The sequence below is a fragment of the Neisseria sp. genome, from assembly GCF_030523955.1.
Lineage (GTDB): Bacteria > Pseudomonadota > Gammaproteobacteria > Burkholderiales > Neisseriaceae > Neisseria.
The window spans coordinates 40,687-58,616 of sequence record NZ_JAUNHL010000011.1 but is presented as its reverse complement, the minus strand read 5'-3'; the positions used below and the strand labels follow the sequence as shown (position 1 = coordinate 58,616).

The following is a 17,930-nucleotide window of genomic DNA, read 5'->3' as shown; positions in this document are numbered from 1 at the left end:
GAACCTGCACAAAACCTTCTGCATCCCGCACGGCGGCGGCGGCCCCGGCATGGGCCCCATCGGTCTGAAAGCCCACCTCGCCCCGTTTGCGCCCAGCCACGCGGTAACACCCGTCGAAGGCGCAACCGAGGGCATGAGCGCCGTTTCCGCCGCGCCCTACGGCTCGGCCAGCATTCTGCCGATTACCTGGATGTACATCACCCTGATGGGCAAACAGGGCATGGAGCAGGCCACCCAATGGGCGCTGTTGAACGCCAACTATGTGGCGAAAAAACTGGGCGAGGATTACCCGATTCTCTACACCGGCAAAAACGGTCGCGTGGCGCACGAGTGCATCGTCGATTTGCGCCCGCTGAAAGCCGAGAGCGGCATCACCGAAACCGACATCGCCAAACGCCTGATGGACTACGGCTTCCACGCCCCCACCGTGTCGTTCCCCGTGCCCGGCACGCTGATGATCGAGCCGACCGAGAGCGAGAGCAAGGCCGAACTCGACCGCTTCATCGCCGCCCTCAAAGCCATCAAGCAGGAAGTGCTGAAAGTGCAGAACGGCGAATGGCCGAAAGACGACAACCCGCTGGTGAACGCGCCGCACACCGCCGACGACGTGGCCGGCGAATGGAACCGCGCCTACAGCCGCGAAACCGCCGTGTTCCCGCTGCCCTATGTGCGCGAACACAAATTCTGGCCGAGCGTCAACCGCGTGGATGATGTGTTCGGCGACAAGAATCTGGTTTGCTCCTGCCCGCCGCTGGAAGCGTATGAAGATTGATGCTTGAGTAAACAATGCCTGTCTGAAAAACTTTTCAGACAGGCATTTAATTATTTGATGACTTAGGTTATTAGAACCCTCTGCTACAGAGGGTTAAAGAAGTCGTAAAACCCCTCTTGTTTTGCTAATTTCACAGGCAAAATAAGAGGGGTTTCTTTGCGATGGAGGTTTCATTGAGTTTCCATAACGGTGTGTTGACGCGGCATATGCCTTATATCCGCACCCATCGGTGATTTATAGGGTTAATTTTGGTTAATTTAATCTTTTAATAGTTGTAATATATTGTTTTATATAAAAAATATTTTATAGTAAAGTTTATTTAATGTCTATATCATTATCGTGCTGATTTTGCTTCCTAAGCACCTAGATAAATGCGAAAGCCGTTCAATTGGTACGGCTATTTTGGAACGAGTGATATTTTATGGAGAGACGATACAATGAATACCAATAAAAACTGGCTGGTTGATGGCAGCGAACATTTTGTAGCAAAGATGGGATATAGCACTTCGTATGAAGAACCGAAAATCTACAATGTATTCGATAATTTGAAATTCGAAGGGGAAACGCCCGAGGTGTTGTCTTATTCGGTAAACGGATTGCACCGTTATGCCGCACTCGATAAAGATTCGGGTACAACGAATACCAGCAATATCAAAATGTATAAAGACGGTAGTTTTACGATCGAGCCGGATAAATACGGAATCTACAACATGGTTGATTCTCTGACACATGTTTATGACGGGCCGGAATATGGGCCGACGCAAGTGGAATATGTTATCAGGCAAGGCGGCAATACCGTTACCTCCACCGTAACGATTATTCCGGATCCGTCGTCGAATGGCTATGAGGTTCTTCATGATCCTGCCGCCAAACTGGTTGCGGATGCCGCTACGGTGGTGAGCACTAATCCGAGTGGCATATCCGGTGATGCATTGGCTAATTTGGGCATTCCTCAAGAGGTGAGAAGCAATTTATCGGTAAGCGATTTTTCCGTTGCCGGTGTCGGCCGCTATCAGGCGGGCAATGTGATGGAAATTGAGAATGTCGGCACGATTCTTATCAATAAAGACGGCTCTTACCGCTTTACTCCCGAACCAGGCTATACGGGCGATGTACCGGAAATCAGTTATACCCTCATTAATTCGGCTACTCAAACGCGTGAGATGAAAAGGCTGAATATCCGGCAGGAAGACAATGTGCCGAATGTGGATGAAGTACCGGTATTGCTGCACGAGGGACAGAAATGGGAACTAGAGTCGAAGGTTTCGTTTTCAGATCGTGTGAACGAAACGGTCGACCATTGGGGAACATATGACGGAACCGAGGTCAAAACGGGCAATTTGCTGACCGGCGCATCCAGTTTGACATTAGACGGCAAGCCCTCCGGTAAGCTTGAAATTCTCGACTTTACCTTTAACGGCAAAAACTATAAAGCCGGCGAAACTTCCCAAGACGGCAATGCGTGGGCCACGGTGAAAAGCGACGGTACTTTTGCTATTTATCAGAATAGCCCTAGTCTTATGGATTGGCAAAGTGGATATTATCAAAATCAATTAATTTATACAGTTAGCAACGGTAGCAGCACGGTCAAATCGGTTTGGCGTGATTCCTTTTATGCATCTTCGATATGGTGGGACATTGGCGATATTCATGATTATTGGTATATGAAAGGCAACCAAAATCCGCTTGATTGGAACGATGCCGATGAAACGATGACGGCGAACCAGAATACGCTGACAGGTAATGTTTGGCAGATTGGTGATCAGGATTACGGCAGCTTGAATATCCAGCTGACCGAATATTCCATCAACGGAATGAAGTACAAAGCGGGTGAAACGGCTGCTATTTTCGGCTTGGGTACGTTTACGCTGTATGGCCGGGGTGCTTATGAGTTTTCCCTAGAAGGCCAGCGGGTTGCTTCGATCAAATCATTGGATATTACATATACTACGGAAGCATCTTATCGAGGCGAGAATAATAAATCTGATAGATTTACCGACCAATCGGTTTTAACGCTTAATCTTGCAGGTAGCGTAAAGGCTGCTCCTTATGCCGAAGCCAATGCAAAAGCAAACGTTCGTGTCAAACTGGATAAAACCGTCAGCTTGGACGGCGGGATTGAAACGGGGAACTTGTTGTCGGAATATGCCGCAGCAGACAAGCCCTATATTTCAGGCTTTAGGGTGGGCAACGCTTATTATGCGACGAATCAAACCGTAGAGGTGGCGGGCATCGGTTGGATAACCATTACCCGCGACGGCTCCTACTATATCAATTCGAAAGATCTGTCGGTACTGAACAAAAAACTGCCCGATATTGCCTTTACCGTAACCAACGGTTACAAGGCTTCGTCTTCAACCCTGCGTTTGAAGATGGGAGAAATCGCGCCGGACGATCAGGACGAATCGGCATTTTTCTACGGTCATCAAGAAATCGCGGGCAATGTGTTGGAAAACAAAATGCTGGCCGTAAGCTCTTTCAAAATCAACGGTATTTCCTATAAGGCCGGCAGTACGGTAGAGATCGAGGGCGTGGGCAGCTTTACCTTGGATGCCAAAGGTGCTTACAAGCTAGAAAACGTTCAGGCCGGCGCATTAACTGAATTGCCGAGTATTGTTTATACCGTTCAAGGTAGCACGCGTAGCGAAGAATCACGTTTGGATCTCACGGTAGACAGCACTTTTACCGATTTGCCTGAGGAAAAGCTGCTGGAAATGGCCGAATTAACCGATGGCAACGAAGAAATCAGCGGGTTGCGCAATGAAAGTGTGTACCTGCTCTCGAATGCGAAAAGCATGATCGGAGGCAAGTACGTAGGAGATCTGAGCATTGCTGGTTTTAGTGTCAACGGCAAGGCTTATCAGTTGGGCGATTGGGTGCAATTCGGTAGCGGAGCATTAGCTATCGATGAATACGGTCATGCCAGATACTTGTCCGGTTCCGCTACGGCAGACAGCCCGAAGCCTACGGTTACTTATACCGTGAGCAACGGTGCCAAAACGGTGACTTCCGAATTGATCATTACCCATAAGGCGGAGGATGTAAGCGAACCGACGAAACCGCAATTTGAAGGCAAGATTTTTGTAAATAAGTCACCGTATTACTGGGATGAAAGCAGTAGTGCCGACTTAGTGATAGGCGACAGCCCGTCATCCGGTTTTTTAGACAATTGGTATGAAAGGACTAATTCCGACGGTTTGCTGGAAAGGTTTTATATATCGGTTAATGGTGATTACCTAAGCAGACCCAGCGATTCCGATTCCAACGACATCTATATCGGCGACCGCCTCAATATAGATAACCTTTCATGGAACAGCGGCGGCACCGTTATCAAAGGCAGCAGCTACGGCAGTGCAGTAGAAGGATTGCGCGATTATTTAAAAGCAGGCGGTTCCGAAGGCAGCGATGCGGAGCTTGTCGCCTATGTACGCCAGAACTATACCAAACTGATGGATACTCACCCGCAGGGCGGTGACGATGATCTCAATGGCGGCGCCGGCGACGATATCATCATCGGCAATGCGGGCGACGATACGCTTACCGGCGGCGAGGGCAGGGATGTATTTGTGTTTATGGCCAACAGCAACAGCGGCCAAGACAGGATTACCGATTTCGTGCGCGGCAGCGATAAAATCCAGTTCAGCGATGTGGTGGATAGTTCGAGCCTGATTTGGGAAACCGATACCCGTACGTTGAAATTTACCGGCGTGCAAGATGGAAATACCTATGAAAACAGCGTCTTTATCCAAAGTGCATCGGCGGATTTCAAACTGGAAGACCTGATCGGTTAATTATTTTTAATCTTGGTTCATCAAACAATGCCTGTCTGAAAGTGTGTTTCAGACAGGCATTTTATATTTCTATACGGGTGATTATATTGCATTCAACTATATCAAATAACTAGCTGAAAGATATGCGGTTAATTTATGTTAAATGTATATTCCGCAGAGAAACTTTTTGCAGGGACAAACCATCTCAAATATTAGATTGATTATTCTAAATTTTAACCCGAGCAGGAGAATCAAGATGAGCGATACCACTTTGCAAGTAACCGCCGCCCAAGCGGCTTTGGTTGATGAATCGGAGAGCCGGAACCATATCTTTGCATCCCGCGATATGGCTAAAAACGTGTTTTCCGTTAACGTATTGGAGAACACCAGCGGCGGCAGCGGCAATGCCGTTGTGTCGACGTTTACCCTTAATGGTACGACCTATCAGGCAGGCGAAGTAGCCAAAACTGATGACGGTTATGTGAACGCGTTTACCATCAAGCCAGACGGTTCTTATGTGCTGGATGTCAACGGCCCTTATGCCGATTTCACCAGCCTAACCGCCAATTATACGGTTACCGACGGTAGCGAAACGGTAACTTCCAAAGCAATTATTTCGGTTGAGGGCTGGGGTGTGGGCATAGATCCGGCCGATATCGTCGATATTGCCGAGAACGATACAACCACTTTTGCCGATGCTGGCGAATGGGTATCCGAGGTGAGTGGTAATGTATTGGACAATACCGTTAACAAAAGCGGTTCGGAAGTAAAGGTAGACAGCTACGTGATTAACGGCACGAGCTATCAGGCAGGGCAGGCGGCCGAGGTAGAGGGTATCGGCAGCTTTATCCTGAATGCCGACGGCACTTATGCATTAACGGTAGACAACGGACAGGCCGCCGATATGCCGGTCATTACCTATACCCTTGACAACGGCAGCGCGAAAGCCAATGCCGTACTTTACATTGCTCCTGAAAACACACCGGATAGCGGCGAATACATCACTGCCGATGATGATGAAACCGTTGAGATGACCACCAGCCAGTTGAGCGGCCAAGTATTGGACGGTGCGCAAACCGGCGCCGAGGGCGAGGTGTTGCAGTATGTAGAAAGCTACAGCATCAAAGGCTTGGATTATAAAGTCGGCGAAACTGCGGCCATCTGCGGTTACGGCAGCTTTACTCTGAACAGCGACGGTAGCTACACTTTCGACATCGAAGGCCAGCGCATTGCCGCGATGCAGATGCCGGAAATCACTTATACCACCCGTCTGCTGACCGCCGATGGCAGTTACCAAACCGATCAATCGGTGCTGACCGTGAATGTGACAGCAGCGTGAGCGGCAACGCCTATGCCGAAGCCAATGCCAATGCAAACAGCCAAGCCAAGCTGACCACGACTCACATCATGGACAGTGCGGTGGAAAGCGGCAGTGTATTCGACGGTTACGACCAAAATGCCGAGCGCCCGTATATTGCCGGCTTCCGGGTAGACGGCTATGGCTATTATGCGACCAACCAGACGGTAGAAATCCCCAATGTCGGTGCGATTGCCATGAACCGCGACGGCAGTTACAGCATTGATGCTTCTAAAGTAGATATCGGTAGCGATTGGCGTGTGCCGGAAATTGCGTTTACCGTGAGCAACGGTTACAAAATGTCCTCTTCTTCATTGTTCCTGCAGCCGAGCGAATCGCTGCTAAACGGCGGAAACGGTAGCGATGATGACGCGGCACAGGCGGTGCTGACCGATGCAGGAGAGAAAATTACCTTCGATTCGTTTACCGGTGCGCAGGGCGAATACAATCTGGAATATGATGAAACGCTGAAAACCTATGCGGTAGAAGGTAATGTATTGAGTAATGCCAGCAGTACGCTAAACGGCCAAGCTGTCGGCGAATTGAGCATAGTCGGCTTTAGCGCCAACGGTTTGAACTATCAAGCCGGCGACACCGCTTATCTGGAAAATGGCGTATTCAGCCTGAATGCAGACGGCAGTTTTGCTTATCGGGACATCAGCGGCTGGGAATCGAAAGACCAGATCAGCTATATCGTCAGCAACGGTGCGCAAACCGTTGAATCGCAGTTGGATGTAGACTACTACTTCAGCTATAAGGAAACCTTTCTGACCGGTGACGACCAGCAGGTGTTACCAAGCGAGCTTATCGCAGGCGATAACCGCAGCGGCGAGGCTGCCGTATTGAGCGGCGGGCAAGATGCTTCGGTAGATTTGTTTATCGGCGACAGCTACGTGAAATCCGCCGCGGTCGACAGCACCCTCACCACTGATGATGTTTCCCCCTTAACCCTTACGCTTAGCGATACCTTTATCGGCGACCGCCTGAATATAGATAGCTTAAGCTGGGATGTCGGCGGAACTACGGTAAGCGGCGCCAGCTACGATAATTCGGTAGAAGGTCTTCGCGCGTATATCCGTACCACGCTGACCGAAGAGGATTATGCGGCAGGCGAGGCGGCTCAAGTGGAAAACGACGCAATGGCCGCTTACGTGTCTGCCAACTATGCCAAGCTGATGGATAGCAATGCCCAGGGCGGTAACGACACCATTATCGGTAGCGACGGTAACGACATTATTATCGGCAATGCAGGCAACGACACCTTAACCGGCGGATACGGTAAAGACACCTTCGCATTTCTTGCCAACAGCAACAGCGGCCAAGATACCATTACCGATTTCACCAAAGGCCAAGATACCCTTTCCTTTACCGATTTGGTCGATACCAGCCAATTGTTGTGGGATGCCGAGACCAGTACTGAGCTTTACCGGTGTACAAGACGGGCAAACTTATCAAAACAGCATCACCATCCAACACGGCTCGGTGGATTTGACGCTGAACGATTTGTTGGGTAATGCAGCCAACACCGTACCGGCATAATCCGGCAAGCCGCTGAATGTTCGGCTAAATTCCGTTATTGTAAAAGCAATGCCTGTCTGAAAAGTTATTGGGTAACTTTTCAGACAGGCATTATTGCAAGGTTCGACGCAGCAAAGCATTGCGGCGGTTAATCCGGATAACGAGCCAGTAAGCGGCGGCATTGGGCGATAACGGGCGCATCGACCATTTTGCCGTCGATTTGGAATACCGCCAGCGAGGTACGTTCCGCCGCTTCGCATACCTTACGGGCAAAAGCAAGTTGCTCTTCACCGGGATGCAGCAGTTCGTGAACAATGGAAACCTGTTTCGGATGAATGCACAGCATGCCGCCCATACCGATGTCGCGCCAATAGCCAATATCGGCACGTAAACCCTCTTCATGGCCGAAGTCGGGAAACACGCTGGCGACTGGCGCTTCCAAGCCGTTGGCGGCCGAATAAAGCACCAAGTCGCCGCGCAAGCGGTTGATCAGGTCGGCGGCGGCCGGCGTGCCGAAAGAAAGATTGAGGTCGGCGGCCAGATCCAAACAGCCGTAAGTGAGCGCAGTCAAACCCGGTGCGGCGGCGATTTGCGGTAAAGCCAGCCAGCCGCGCGCACTTTCGACGGCGGCAATCAGCGGCAGGCCGGTTTGTCGGGCAACCGTGCCGATGGTTGCGGCATCCTCCGCTTTGGGCAGGATCAGGCCGCACAGGCAGGAAAGTTCGGATACTGCCTGTAAATCGGCGTGGTGCGCGGGATGGCGGCTGCCGTTGATGCGCAGCCAGACTTTACGGCCGTCATCGTGATCGTAGGCGGCCAGCAGCGAACGGGCTTCGTCTTTTCTTTCGTCGCTAACGGCATCTTCCCAATCGACCACCACGGCATCGGCGCCGCTGGCGAATGCCTTCGGAATCAGGTCGGTGCGGGTGGCGGGAACAAACAGATAACTGCGGTTTTGCATGATGTGCTCCTCATGGCGGCATAAAGTAGAATTTCAGTATAGACAGGCAGGCGGCGGGCGGCAACGGTATTTACGGCTGCTTCGGGCAGGGCGAGGCGGTTTCCCGGCAGGCGGTTTGATAATTCAAGAGTTGATTAACTATAGGCCGCCGAGTGGCTTTGATACAAAACGGCGGCCGCAAGGCGGTACACGCATAGGAAAACGGCTCTAATACTGCTTTCAGACAGGCACATGCCTGTCTGAAAGCAGTCAAACAACTTAAGATGCCGGAAAGATAGGCAGCTATTATAATAAGCACTATTCGAAAATAAACGTTGGGAAAGGTGAGCGATGTCTGCCAACCGTATACATATGACTTGGGCGGTGGTGCTGGCCGCCGCCACCGCATTGCTGATTACCACCGGTTCGCGCCTGTCTTTGGGGTTGTTTGTCCAGCCCTTGTCGCAAAACATGGGGGTGAGTATTGCCGGCATCAGCTTTGCATTGGCGGTGGGACAACTGATGTGGGGCGTATCGCAGCCGGTGCTGGGGGCCTTGTCCGACCGTTACGGCCCGTGGCCGGTGCTGTTTTGGGGAACGCTTTTATTGGCGCTCGGTTGCGTTTTGGTGCCGGTGTTGCCGGGTGTGTGGGGCTTAACCGCTACTTTGGGCTTGTTGATGGCTTTCGGCGCCGGTGCCGGCAGTTTTTCCGTATTGATGAGCTTGGTGGCCAACAGGGTGCCGGCTGAGAAGCGCGGCATGTCTTCCGGTATTATCAATGCCGGCGGCTCGTTCGGCCAGTTTCTGTTTGCGCCGTTGGTGCAGGGCATGATTGCTTGGCCGGTTTTGGGTTGGCAGGGGGCGCTGTATGTAATGGCAGGTATCAGTTTGCTGGTGATTCCGCTCAGCCGTTTTCTTACCCGGGGCATCACGCCGGCCAAACCGCAGGCTACGGCATCGGCTACCGGGCAAAAGTTCGGCCAAACGGTGCGGCAGGCCTTTGCTGACCGCAGCTATTGGCTGTTGCATGCCGGTTTTTTTACTTGCGGCTTTCACATTGCTTTTCTGGTTACCCATTTGCCGACGGAAGTGGCTTTATGCGGTTTGCCGCCCAGCGTCGCTTCGTGGTCGCTGGCGATTATCGGTATTGCCAATGTGGCGGGCAGCCTGTTGGTCGGTTGGGGCGTGGGGCGTTACCGCAGCAAATGGCTGCTGTTTTGGATGTACGGCTCGCGCACTTTGCTGATTGCATGGTATCTGATGGTGCCGCGCACCGATTTGAATTTTTATATTTTCGCCGTCGGCTTGGGGCTGACTTGGTTGGCAACCGTACCGCCGACGGCGGCGATTGTCGGCAAATTGTTCGGCACCCGCTATTTGGCCACTTTATTCGGCTTAACCCTGCTCAGCCATCAGATCGGCGGTTTTCTCGGTGCTTATCTTGGCGGATTGGCGATTACCCATTTCGGTGATTACGGCTGGATGTGGTATGCCGACATGGCGCTCTTCGCCACAGCAGCGGTGCTGAATCTGCCGATTCGAGAGAAAAAAGTTGAAAGAACGATGCAGGCTGCATGATAATATGATTTTCCATAAATGCCTGTCTGAAAGCTTTTTCAGACAGGCATTTGCAGAACAAGAATGAATCAGCCAAACGGTTTCACAGTTGCGAAATCATGAAGGCTTATCAGTAGAAAAAGGATTGCGCCGATTATTTTTGCGGCCTTCCAGATTTAAACATTACGGGACATCTTTAAATATGCAACATCTTATCCGCCTGCCGCATCCTCAGGCCGTACAACAGCGTGTACGTGCGCTGGCTTTGTTGGATGCGCTGCTATTGCCGGACGTGCGTACGCGCAGTTTTAATTATCGCAGCGGCTGGAACGATGATGAAGATTTGGCGTTTATGTACACCTCCGATCATGCCAAATGGTTTGTGCTGTTTGCCGGAGACAGGGTGCTGGTGAAGGGTATCGATCCCCGGCACAAAATGTCGGAATTGGATTTGCCGCCGTTTGATGATCCGCTGGTGCGCGAATTTTGGCACACCGAACCTTGCGACGCACTTTATTCATCTTTCGGCTTCGAATGCCGAGATGATTATTGGCGGGCACTGATGCCGCCGGTAGAAGGCAGCCTGAACCTGCTGGATGCTTGGTTTGTCGATCCGCACGTTTACGCACGCCAATTGACCGAGCGTGCCGGGCAGCAGGTGAGTGCCGAAGCAGTGGCGCATTTGTTTGCAGGTAAAGCGATACGGCCCAGTTGGCTCAAGCAATATTTCCCGTTGTCCGGCTGGCAAAATCAGGCGGCCGATTGGTTGCAGATTGATTATCCGCTGGCTTATTGAAATGACGTTACAGAATGCCTGTCTGAAGAAGTTTCAGACAGGCATTTTCCGTTTGCCAACCGGCCGGCAAAAACCGATGCCGCCAAAATGTAAAGCGCAAGTATTTTTCTGTAAAAACCCATATAATATCCGGCGTTTGAATTCCCGTTTTGCACAATAAGAAAGAAGGTTACACAATGGCTTCCCAACCCAAATACAAACGCGTTCTGTTGAAACTGTCGGGCGAGGCTCTGATGGGGCAGGATCCCTTCGGTATCAACCGCGAAACCATCATGCAGATTGTCGGACAAGTGAAAGAAATCGTCGATATGGGCGTGCAGGTCGGTGTGGTGGTAGGCGGCGGCAATATCTTCCGCGGCGTTTCCGCACAAGCCGGCAGTATGGATCGCGCCACCGCCGATTACATGGGCATGATGGCAACCGTGATGAATGCGCTGGCGTTAAAAGATGCCTTCGAATCTCTCGGCCTCAAAGCGCGCGTACAATCTGCCCTGTCGATGCAGCAAATCGCCGAAACCTATGCCCGTCCGAAAGCCATCCAATATCTGGAAGAAGGCAAAGTGGTGATTTTCGCCGCCGGTACCGGCAACCCGTTCTTCACCACCGATACCGCCGCCGCGTTGCGCGGTGCCGAGATGAATTGCGACATCATGATGAAGGCTACTAATGTCGACGGCGTTTATACCGCCGATCCGAAAAAAGATCCCTCGGCCACCCGTTACCAAACCATTACTTTTGATGAAGCGCTGAATAAAAACCTGAAAGTGATGGACGCAACCGCCTTCGCTTTGTGCCGCGAGCGCAAGCTCAATATCGTGGTGTTTGCGATTGCCAAAGAAGGCGCACTCAAACGCGTGATTGCCGGTGAGGATGAAGGAACCTTGGTGCACAACTAAACCCCGAACAGGCCGGAAAAACAAGTGTCGATTGCCGCTGTCTTGCCGTACAATAACTGCAAGCACCGGCACGGCACTTGTTTTTCAGCTTATTCGTGTTTTGAAAAAACAAAACAATAATCACGCGGGAGCATTATGCATCCTGCCGCATCGGAGAAATATCATGAAGTCACTTTTGCCTGTATTGACGGCAGTATCCCTGCCGTTAGGCGCTTATGCCAACGACAGCATCGGTTTCGTCGCAACCGGCGGTATTCAGTATCTGAAAACCCCGCATATTGCGATGGAAAGTGAAGATTTGTACATCAGCCAACAACAAATCCGCGTGGTTTACCGGTTCAAAAACCTGAGCAAGCGCGACATCACCGAAACCGTATTATTTCCCTTGCCGGTATTGGGCGACGGCTACAGCGGCGATTTTGCCGATACCGCCGGCCTGATCAAAAGTTTCAAAATCGAGGTGGACGGTAAAAAAGTGCAGCCGAAAACCCATGTGCGTGCATTTATGTATCAGAAAGACGTCGAAGGGAGTCATGTCGGCGATCCGATAGATGTTACCGCCGCCCTCAAGGGTTGCGGCTTCAGTGATTCGGAATTAATGAATCCGTGGACGGCCGGGCACGATCTGTCGAAACTGCATGCCAAATTGGATCAATGCAAAGATTTGCAGATTCTCAAGTTGAGAAAGTATGAAACGGCATCCGGTGATGGATTGATCAATGAAACGCCGTGGGCGGCACAGATTGTTTATAGTTGGCCGCAAACCTTCAAAGCCGGCGCAGTTACCGAAGTAAAACACCAATACACCCCGCTGGTGGGCGGCAGCATGTATTTCGATGCCAGTAAGAGCGATCAAAACGCCTTTTATTCCGCTTATTGTATCGATGACCAATTCCGCAGGAAAATGAAAAAAAGCGGCAAAGATTATCCGCTACACCGTGCCTTGAGCTACGTTCTCACCACCGGCGCCAATTGGGCGAAACCGATAGGTACCTTCACGCTAACCATAGACAGGGCACCGAACGAATTGGTATCGCTGTGTTGGGACAAATCGCTGAAAAAAGTCGGCGCCAACCGTTTTCGTGCGGTTAAACATAATTTCACGCCCACCCGCGATTTGGACATTATATTTGCCGAGGGATACGACAGCCGTTAGGAGCTGTTAACAATTAACCGTCGAAACGGTTTTTTTGAGGCAAAAAGCGTGTATGCAAGGCAAAAACCATAGTAAGGTTGAATAGCTTGTGAGTATTTAATACCGTCGTTGTGTTGTGTTCACAGCCGCTAAAATACTCGATTAGTACCGCGATTATACCGTTTGGACTTGTTCGACAACCCAAGGCAGGTTACTATTCAACGCTTAAAGCTTATCTTTATGCTGCCTGCTCAATTTGCGGGCAGTCCGATTATTAACCAACAAGAGAAATCCCATGTTGAACGATATTCAAAAAAGCGCTGAAAGCAAAATGCAGCGCTCATTGGAAGTATTGAAAGAAAACTTGGCCAAAGTACGCACCGGCCGCGCCCATACCGGACTGCTGGATCAGGTTGAAGTGGAATATTACGGCAGCCCGGTACCGGTTAGCCAAGTGGCTAACGTGACCTTGCTGGATGCACGCACCATCGGCGTGAAAGTATACGAGAGCAATATGTCGTCCGCCGTGGAAAAAGCCATTCGCGATTCGAATCTCGGTTTGAATCCGGCCGCGATGGGTGATGTGATCCGCGTACCGATGCCGATGCTCACCGAAGAGCGCCGCAAAGACTTGATTAAAGTCGTGCGCGCGGAAGTGGAAGACGGCCGGGTGTCTATCCGCAATGTTCGCCGTGATGCCAACGACCACATCAAAAAACTGCTGAAAGACAAAGAAATTTCAGAAGACGAAGCCCGCCGTGCTGAAGAAGCGATTCAGAAGCTGACCGACAAATTTATCGCGGAAACCGATAAAACGCTGGCGGCCAAAGAAGAAGATCTGATGGCGATTTAAGTTTTCAGACAGGCATAGCGGCGCTGCGCGGCCATTCTATTCATCACGAATAAGCCCGCGGTTGCCGCAGATTGCAGCGGTGTTCAACAGGAGAAATATTTTGAACAGCAGCACGCAGACCATTTTGGAACACAGCCAAATCCCGCGACATGTCGCCGTGATTATGGACGGCAACGGCCGTTGGGCGAAAAAACGCCTGATGCCGCGCGTGATGGGGCACAAACGCGGGCTGACGGTGCTGGAAAATCTGTGCGAACATTGTTCCGCCATCGGCGTGCAATACCTGACTGTCTTCGCTTTTTCCACCGAAAACTGGCGCCGCCCTCAGGAAGAAGTCAGTTTTCTGATGGGGTTGTTTTTGCAGGCGCTCGACAAACAGGCGCAGAAGATGCATCGCAATAATATGCGCCTGAAAGTGATCGGAGACCGCAGCCGGTTTTCTGTGGAAATCCGCGCAGGAATCGAAAAAGCCGAAGCGTTGACCGCCGGCAATACGGGGCTGACGCTTGCCATCGCCGCCGATTACGGCGGCCGTTGGGATATTTTGCAGGCGGCCAATAAATTGCTGAAAGAGGGCAAAACCGAAATCACCGAGGCCGATTTGTCGCGCCATCTGATGCTGGCGGATGCGCCCGAACCGGATTTGTTTATCCGTACCGGAGGGGAAACGCGTATCAGCAATTTCCTGCTCTGGCAGCTTGCGTATACCGAATTTTATTTTACCGATATTTTGTGGCCGGACTTCAACGTTCGTGCGTTTGGTGAGGCGATCGAATCGTATCAGAAACGCGAACGCCGCTTCGGCCGTACTTCCGAGCAATTGCCGCCGGAACAGCAAAGGGGATAAGCCATGTTGTGGCAGCGCGTATTAACCGCTTTGGTACTATTGCCGCTGATGCTGGGAATGCTGTTTTACGCACCACCCGGCCTATGGGCATTTTTTACGGCCTTGATGGTATTGTTGGCGCTGTACGAATACAGCCGCTTGTGCGGCATGAGCGCCGGCCAGCGGCTGCCTTATTTGGGCGGAACCGCTTTATTTATGTTGTTTGCTGCGGCCGGAGGCTGGATGCTGCCCGGCATCGCTTGGTTGCTGGTGTTATTGTTCTGGTTCGCAGGCATGCCTTTGTGGTTGAAATATAAATGGAAACTTGCCGCCGATTGGAAAAGTGCGGCAATCGGCTGGTTGCTGATGCTGCCGTTTTGGTTCGGTATGCAGCTGTTGCGTCCGGATACCGATGCGGCCGCTTCGTTGTTGGCGGTAATGGGCTTGGTGTGGATTGCCGATATTTTTGCTTATTTCAGTGGAAAGGCCTACGGCAAACATCAGCTGGCACCGGCCATCAGCCCCAAAAAAAGCTGGGAAGGTGCAGCCGGCGGCGCGGTTGCCGTGTTGGTTTATATGACTATTGTTCGCCAGATCGGTTGGCTGGATGTTGACTTGTCTTGGTTGTCTGCCATGCTGGTGGCATTGGTGCTGACGGCGGTGAGCATCGGCGGCGATTTGTTGGAAAGTTGGTTCAAACGTGCAGCAGGCGTGAAAGACAGCAGCCGTTTGTTACCGGGCCACGGCGGGGTTTTCGACCGGATTGATTCTTTGATTGCCGTCGTCAGCGTGTATGCGGCGGTAAGCGGATTGTTGGGTTGATGCCTGTCTGAAAACAGGCGAGACCTTAGTGAAAAACATAATAAAATTTTTTCAGACAGGCATCAGGTATGCGGTTTCAAACAGAAATAGTCGTTTGAAACAGCCTAGTGTAAATGCCTGTCTGAAAACGAACCTAAACCATGAAACAAGTTCTAACAATATTGGGAGCCACCGGCAGCATAGGCGTGAGTACGCTGGATGTGGTGGCGCGTCATCCGGAAAGATTCGAAGTGTTTGCGCTGGCCGGCCATAGGCAAACAGCAAAATTGGCCGAGCAATGCCGCTCCTTCCGGCCCCGTTATGCGGTAATGGCGGATGAAGCAAGTGCCGCTGAATTGAAGCAGTATTTGAGTTCGGTCGGCGTTGATACCGAAGTATTGCACGGCAGCCAAGCTTTGATTGATGTGGCGACCGCAGCGGAAGTAACCGGTGTGATGGCTGCGATCGTCGGCGCCGCCGGATTGCCGCCGACTTTGGCAGCAGCAGCAGCGGGCAAAACCATTTATCTGGCCAATAAAGAAACCTTGGTGGTTTCCGGCGCGCTGTTTATGGAAACCGCGCGCAAATCCGGTGCACAGGTGCTGCCGATAGACAGCGAACACAATGCGATTTACCAAGTTTTGCCGGAAAATTACACAGGCAGTCTGCACGCGCACGGAATCCAGTCTATTATTCTGACCGCATCGGGCGGCCCTTTTTTGGAAACCGATTTGTCGGCTTTCGACCGTATCACGCCCGCGCAGGCGGTGAAACATCCGAACTGGTCGATGGGGCAGAAAATTTCGGTGGATTCCGCCAGTATGATGAACAAAGGTTTGGAGCTGATCGAGGCGCATTGGTTGTTCAACTGCCCGCCCGAACAGTTGGAAGTGGTGATACATCCGCAAAGCGTGATACACAGCATGGTGCGCTATTTGGACGGCTCGGTACTCGCGCAAATGGGCAATCCCGATATGCGCACACCGATTGCATATTGTTTGGGTTTGCCCGAACGTATCGATTCGGGTGTGGGCTGTTTGGATTTCAGCAGAATGGGCGATTTGACTTTCCGCGAGCCGGACTTCAAGCGTTTTCCGTGTTTGAAATTGGCTTATCAAGCGATGCACGCGGGCGGTGCCGCGCCTTGTATCTTGAATGCAGCCAACGAAGAGGCGGTGGCCGCATTTTTAAATCATCAAATCCGTTTCACCGATATCGCACAAGTGGTCGAACACAGCTTGTCGGCCGTCGATGCGGGGGAAACCGGCAGCCTAGAAGGGCTGTTGGAACAAGATCGCGCGGCACGCAGCGTGGCGCAGCAATTTATCGCGGCAGCATGTAGCCGCTAAAGGGAGTAGGTTGTTTGGTAACGGTTATTTCGTTTATAGTGGCCATCTTGATTTTGGTCAGCCTGCATGAATTCGGCCACTATATTGTCGCACGTTGGTGTGGCGTTAAAGTATTGCGCTTCAGTGTGGGCTTTGGTAAGCCTTTCTACCGCAAACAACGCGGCGATACCGAATGGTGTTTGGCTCCCATTCCATTGGGCGGTTATGTCAAAATGGTGGATACGCGCGAAGGCAATGTGGCCGAAGCCGATTTGCCTTATGCTTTTGACAAACAGTCGCCGAAAAAACGGATTGCCATCGTGGCAGCCGGCCCTTTAACCAATTTATTGCTGGCAATCGTTTTATACGGTATTAGTTTTTCCTTTGGCGTAACCGAAATCAAACCGTATATCGGTACGGTGGTGCCCGGCACCATCGCCGAGCGGGCGGGTTTCCAAACCGGCGACTTCATTGAGCGTGTCAACGGAGAGCCGGTTAAAGACTGGGGAAGCGCGCAAACCGCTATTGTATTGAACTTGGATGGCGGTAAAGTTGCCGTGCAGGTAAAAGACGAAACAGGCAAAGCAGCCGAGCGTATTATCGATGCCGCCGGCACACCGCAAGCTGCCGAGGTGGCGAAGAATAACGGTTTTATCGGTTTAACAGCTTCAAGAAGCAGTGATAAAATCGGCAGGGTGGCCAAAGACAGCCCTGCCGAGAAAGCCGGCTTACAGGTGGATGACCAAGTGGTGGCGGTTAACGGCGTACCGACGCCGACATGGCTGGCGTGGAGCGAGATCGTACGCAACAGCCCCGGTCAGAAACTGACTTTAACTTATATTCGCAACGGTGCTACCCACCAAACCGAATTGCGCCCCAATTCCGTGGAAACGCCGGATCGCAACCGCATCATCGGCCAGATCGGCGTGGCGGCCAAACCAGACGAAGCTTGGCAGCAGAAGATTACCCATGAATATAGGCCTTCTGTTTCCGAAGCATTTAAAATGGGCTGGGACAAAACCGTTGAGTATTCCGTTTTGACGGTAAAGTTTTTCGGCAAACTGCTGATCGGCCAAGCCTCGCTAAACCATATTTCAGGCCCTTTAACCATCGCAGATGTGGCGGGTAAGTCGGCCTCAATGGGTGCACAGGCTTATTTGGAGTTTCTCGCGCTGGTGAGCATCAGCTTGGGCGTATTGAATTTGCTGCCGATTCCGGTACTGGACGGCGGGCATCTGGTGTTTTATACGATAGAATGGCTGCGAGGCAGGCCTTTGAGCGAGCGTATACAGATGCTGGGCATCCGCATAGGTATTGCTGCCATGTTGATGCTGATGCTGCTGGCGTTCTTTAATGATATTACCCGATTGTTTGGATAGGA

At 51.6% G+C, this 17,930-nt stretch carries 13 protein-coding genes and 1 pseudogene; 13 read left to right on the top strand and 1 reads right to left on the bottom strand.

Annotation, left to right across the window (positions count from 1 at the left end):
• The 4 genes and pseudogenes from Q4C79_RS03760 to Q4C79_RS03745 all read left to right on the top strand — a co-directional run.
• Positions 1-772 (top strand): annotated as a pseudogene (locus Q4C79_RS03760) (glycine dehydrogenase (aminomethyl-transferring)); the annotation flags it as partial.
• 437 nt (positions 773-1,209) lie between these two features.
• Positions 1,210-4,563, top strand: a complete 3,354-nt coding sequence (locus tag Q4C79_RS03755) for a M10 family metallopeptidase C-terminal domain-containing protein (protein ID WP_303089695.1) — start codon at positions 1,210-1,212, stop codon at positions 4,561-4,563.
• Between the two features lie 235 nt (positions 4,564-4,798).
• On the top strand, positions 4,799-5,881 hold the full coding sequence (locus tag Q4C79_RS03750; RefSeq protein ID WP_303089694.1) for a VCBS domain-containing protein: 1,083 nt from the start codon (positions 4,799-4,801) through the stop codon (positions 5,879-5,881).
• A complete protein-coding gene (locus Q4C79_RS03745; protein ID WP_303089693.1) occupies positions 5,878-7,413 on the top strand; it encodes a hypothetical protein in 1,536 nt (511 codons plus the stop codon). The genes Q4C79_RS03750 and Q4C79_RS03745 overlap by 4 nt, the downstream gene beginning before the upstream one ends.
• Before the next feature lie 152 nt (positions 7,414-7,565).
• Here the strand turns inward: Q4C79_RS03745 and Q4C79_RS03740 are convergent, their stop codons facing one another.
• Entirely contained in the window at positions 7,566-8,378 is an 813-nt protein-coding gene (locus Q4C79_RS03740) for a CoA ester lyase (protein WP_303089692.1), read from the bottom strand.
• 330 nt (positions 8,379-8,708) lie between these two features.
• On the opposite strand from Q4C79_RS03740, the gene Q4C79_RS03735 reads away from it, so the two are divergent.
• The 9 genes from Q4C79_RS03735 (at position 8,709) to rseP (ending at position 17,928) form a co-directional block, all read left to right on the top strand.
• Positions 8,709-9,935 carry an MFS transporter gene (locus Q4C79_RS03735; protein WP_303089691.1) on the top strand — a complete coding sequence of 409 codons (1,227 nt, stop codon included), beginning with the start codon at positions 8,709-8,711 and terminating at the stop codon, positions 9,933-9,935.
• A gap of 181 nt (positions 9,936-10,116) precedes the next feature.
• Complete coding sequence (locus tag Q4C79_RS03730; protein ID WP_303089690.1) at positions 10,117-10,710, top strand: hypothetical protein; 594 nt, start codon at positions 10,117-10,119, stop codon at positions 10,708-10,710.
• Positions 10,711-10,886: 176 nt separating this feature from the next.
• Positions 10,887-11,606: a UMP kinase gene (pyrH, locus tag Q4C79_RS03725; RefSeq protein WP_303089689.1), complete on the top strand. Its 720-nt coding sequence runs from the start codon at positions 10,887-10,889 to the stop codon at positions 11,604-11,606.
• A 163-nt stretch (positions 11,607-11,769) separates the two neighbouring features.
• Positions 11,770-12,762, top strand: a complete 993-nt coding sequence (locus tag Q4C79_RS03720) for a DUF4424 family protein (protein ID WP_303089688.1) — start codon at positions 11,770-11,772, stop codon at positions 12,760-12,762.
• Between the two features lie 274 nt (positions 12,763-13,036).
• Positions 13,037-13,594: a ribosome recycling factor gene (gene frr / locus Q4C79_RS03715; RefSeq protein WP_303089687.1), complete on the top strand. Its 558-nt coding sequence runs from the start codon at positions 13,037-13,039 to the stop codon at positions 13,592-13,594.
• A gap of 100 nt (positions 13,595-13,694) precedes the next feature.
• Positions 13,695-14,441: an isoprenyl transferase gene (locus tag Q4C79_RS03710; protein WP_303089686.1), complete on the top strand. Its 747-nt coding sequence runs from the start codon at positions 13,695-13,697 to the stop codon at positions 14,439-14,441.
• A gap of 3 nt (positions 14,442-14,444) precedes the next feature.
• Positions 14,445-15,242, top strand: coding sequence for a phosphatidate cytidylyltransferase (locus Q4C79_RS03705; RefSeq protein WP_303089685.1), 798 nt, complete (start codon positions 14,445-14,447; stop codon positions 15,240-15,242).
• 140 nt (positions 15,243-15,382) lie between these two features.
• On the top strand, positions 15,383-16,570 hold the full coding sequence (ispC, locus tag Q4C79_RS03700; protein ID WP_303089684.1) for a 1-deoxy-D-xylulose-5-phosphate reductoisomerase: 1,188 nt from the start codon (positions 15,383-15,385) through the stop codon (positions 16,568-16,570).
• Between the two features lie 14 nt (positions 16,571-16,584).
• Positions 16,585-17,928 carry an RIP metalloprotease RseP gene (rseP, locus tag Q4C79_RS03695; RefSeq protein WP_303089683.1) on the top strand — a complete coding sequence of 448 codons (1,344 nt, stop codon included), beginning with the start codon at positions 16,585-16,587 and terminating at the stop codon, positions 17,926-17,928.
• The last annotated feature ends 2 nt before the right edge of the window (positions 17,929-17,930 follow it).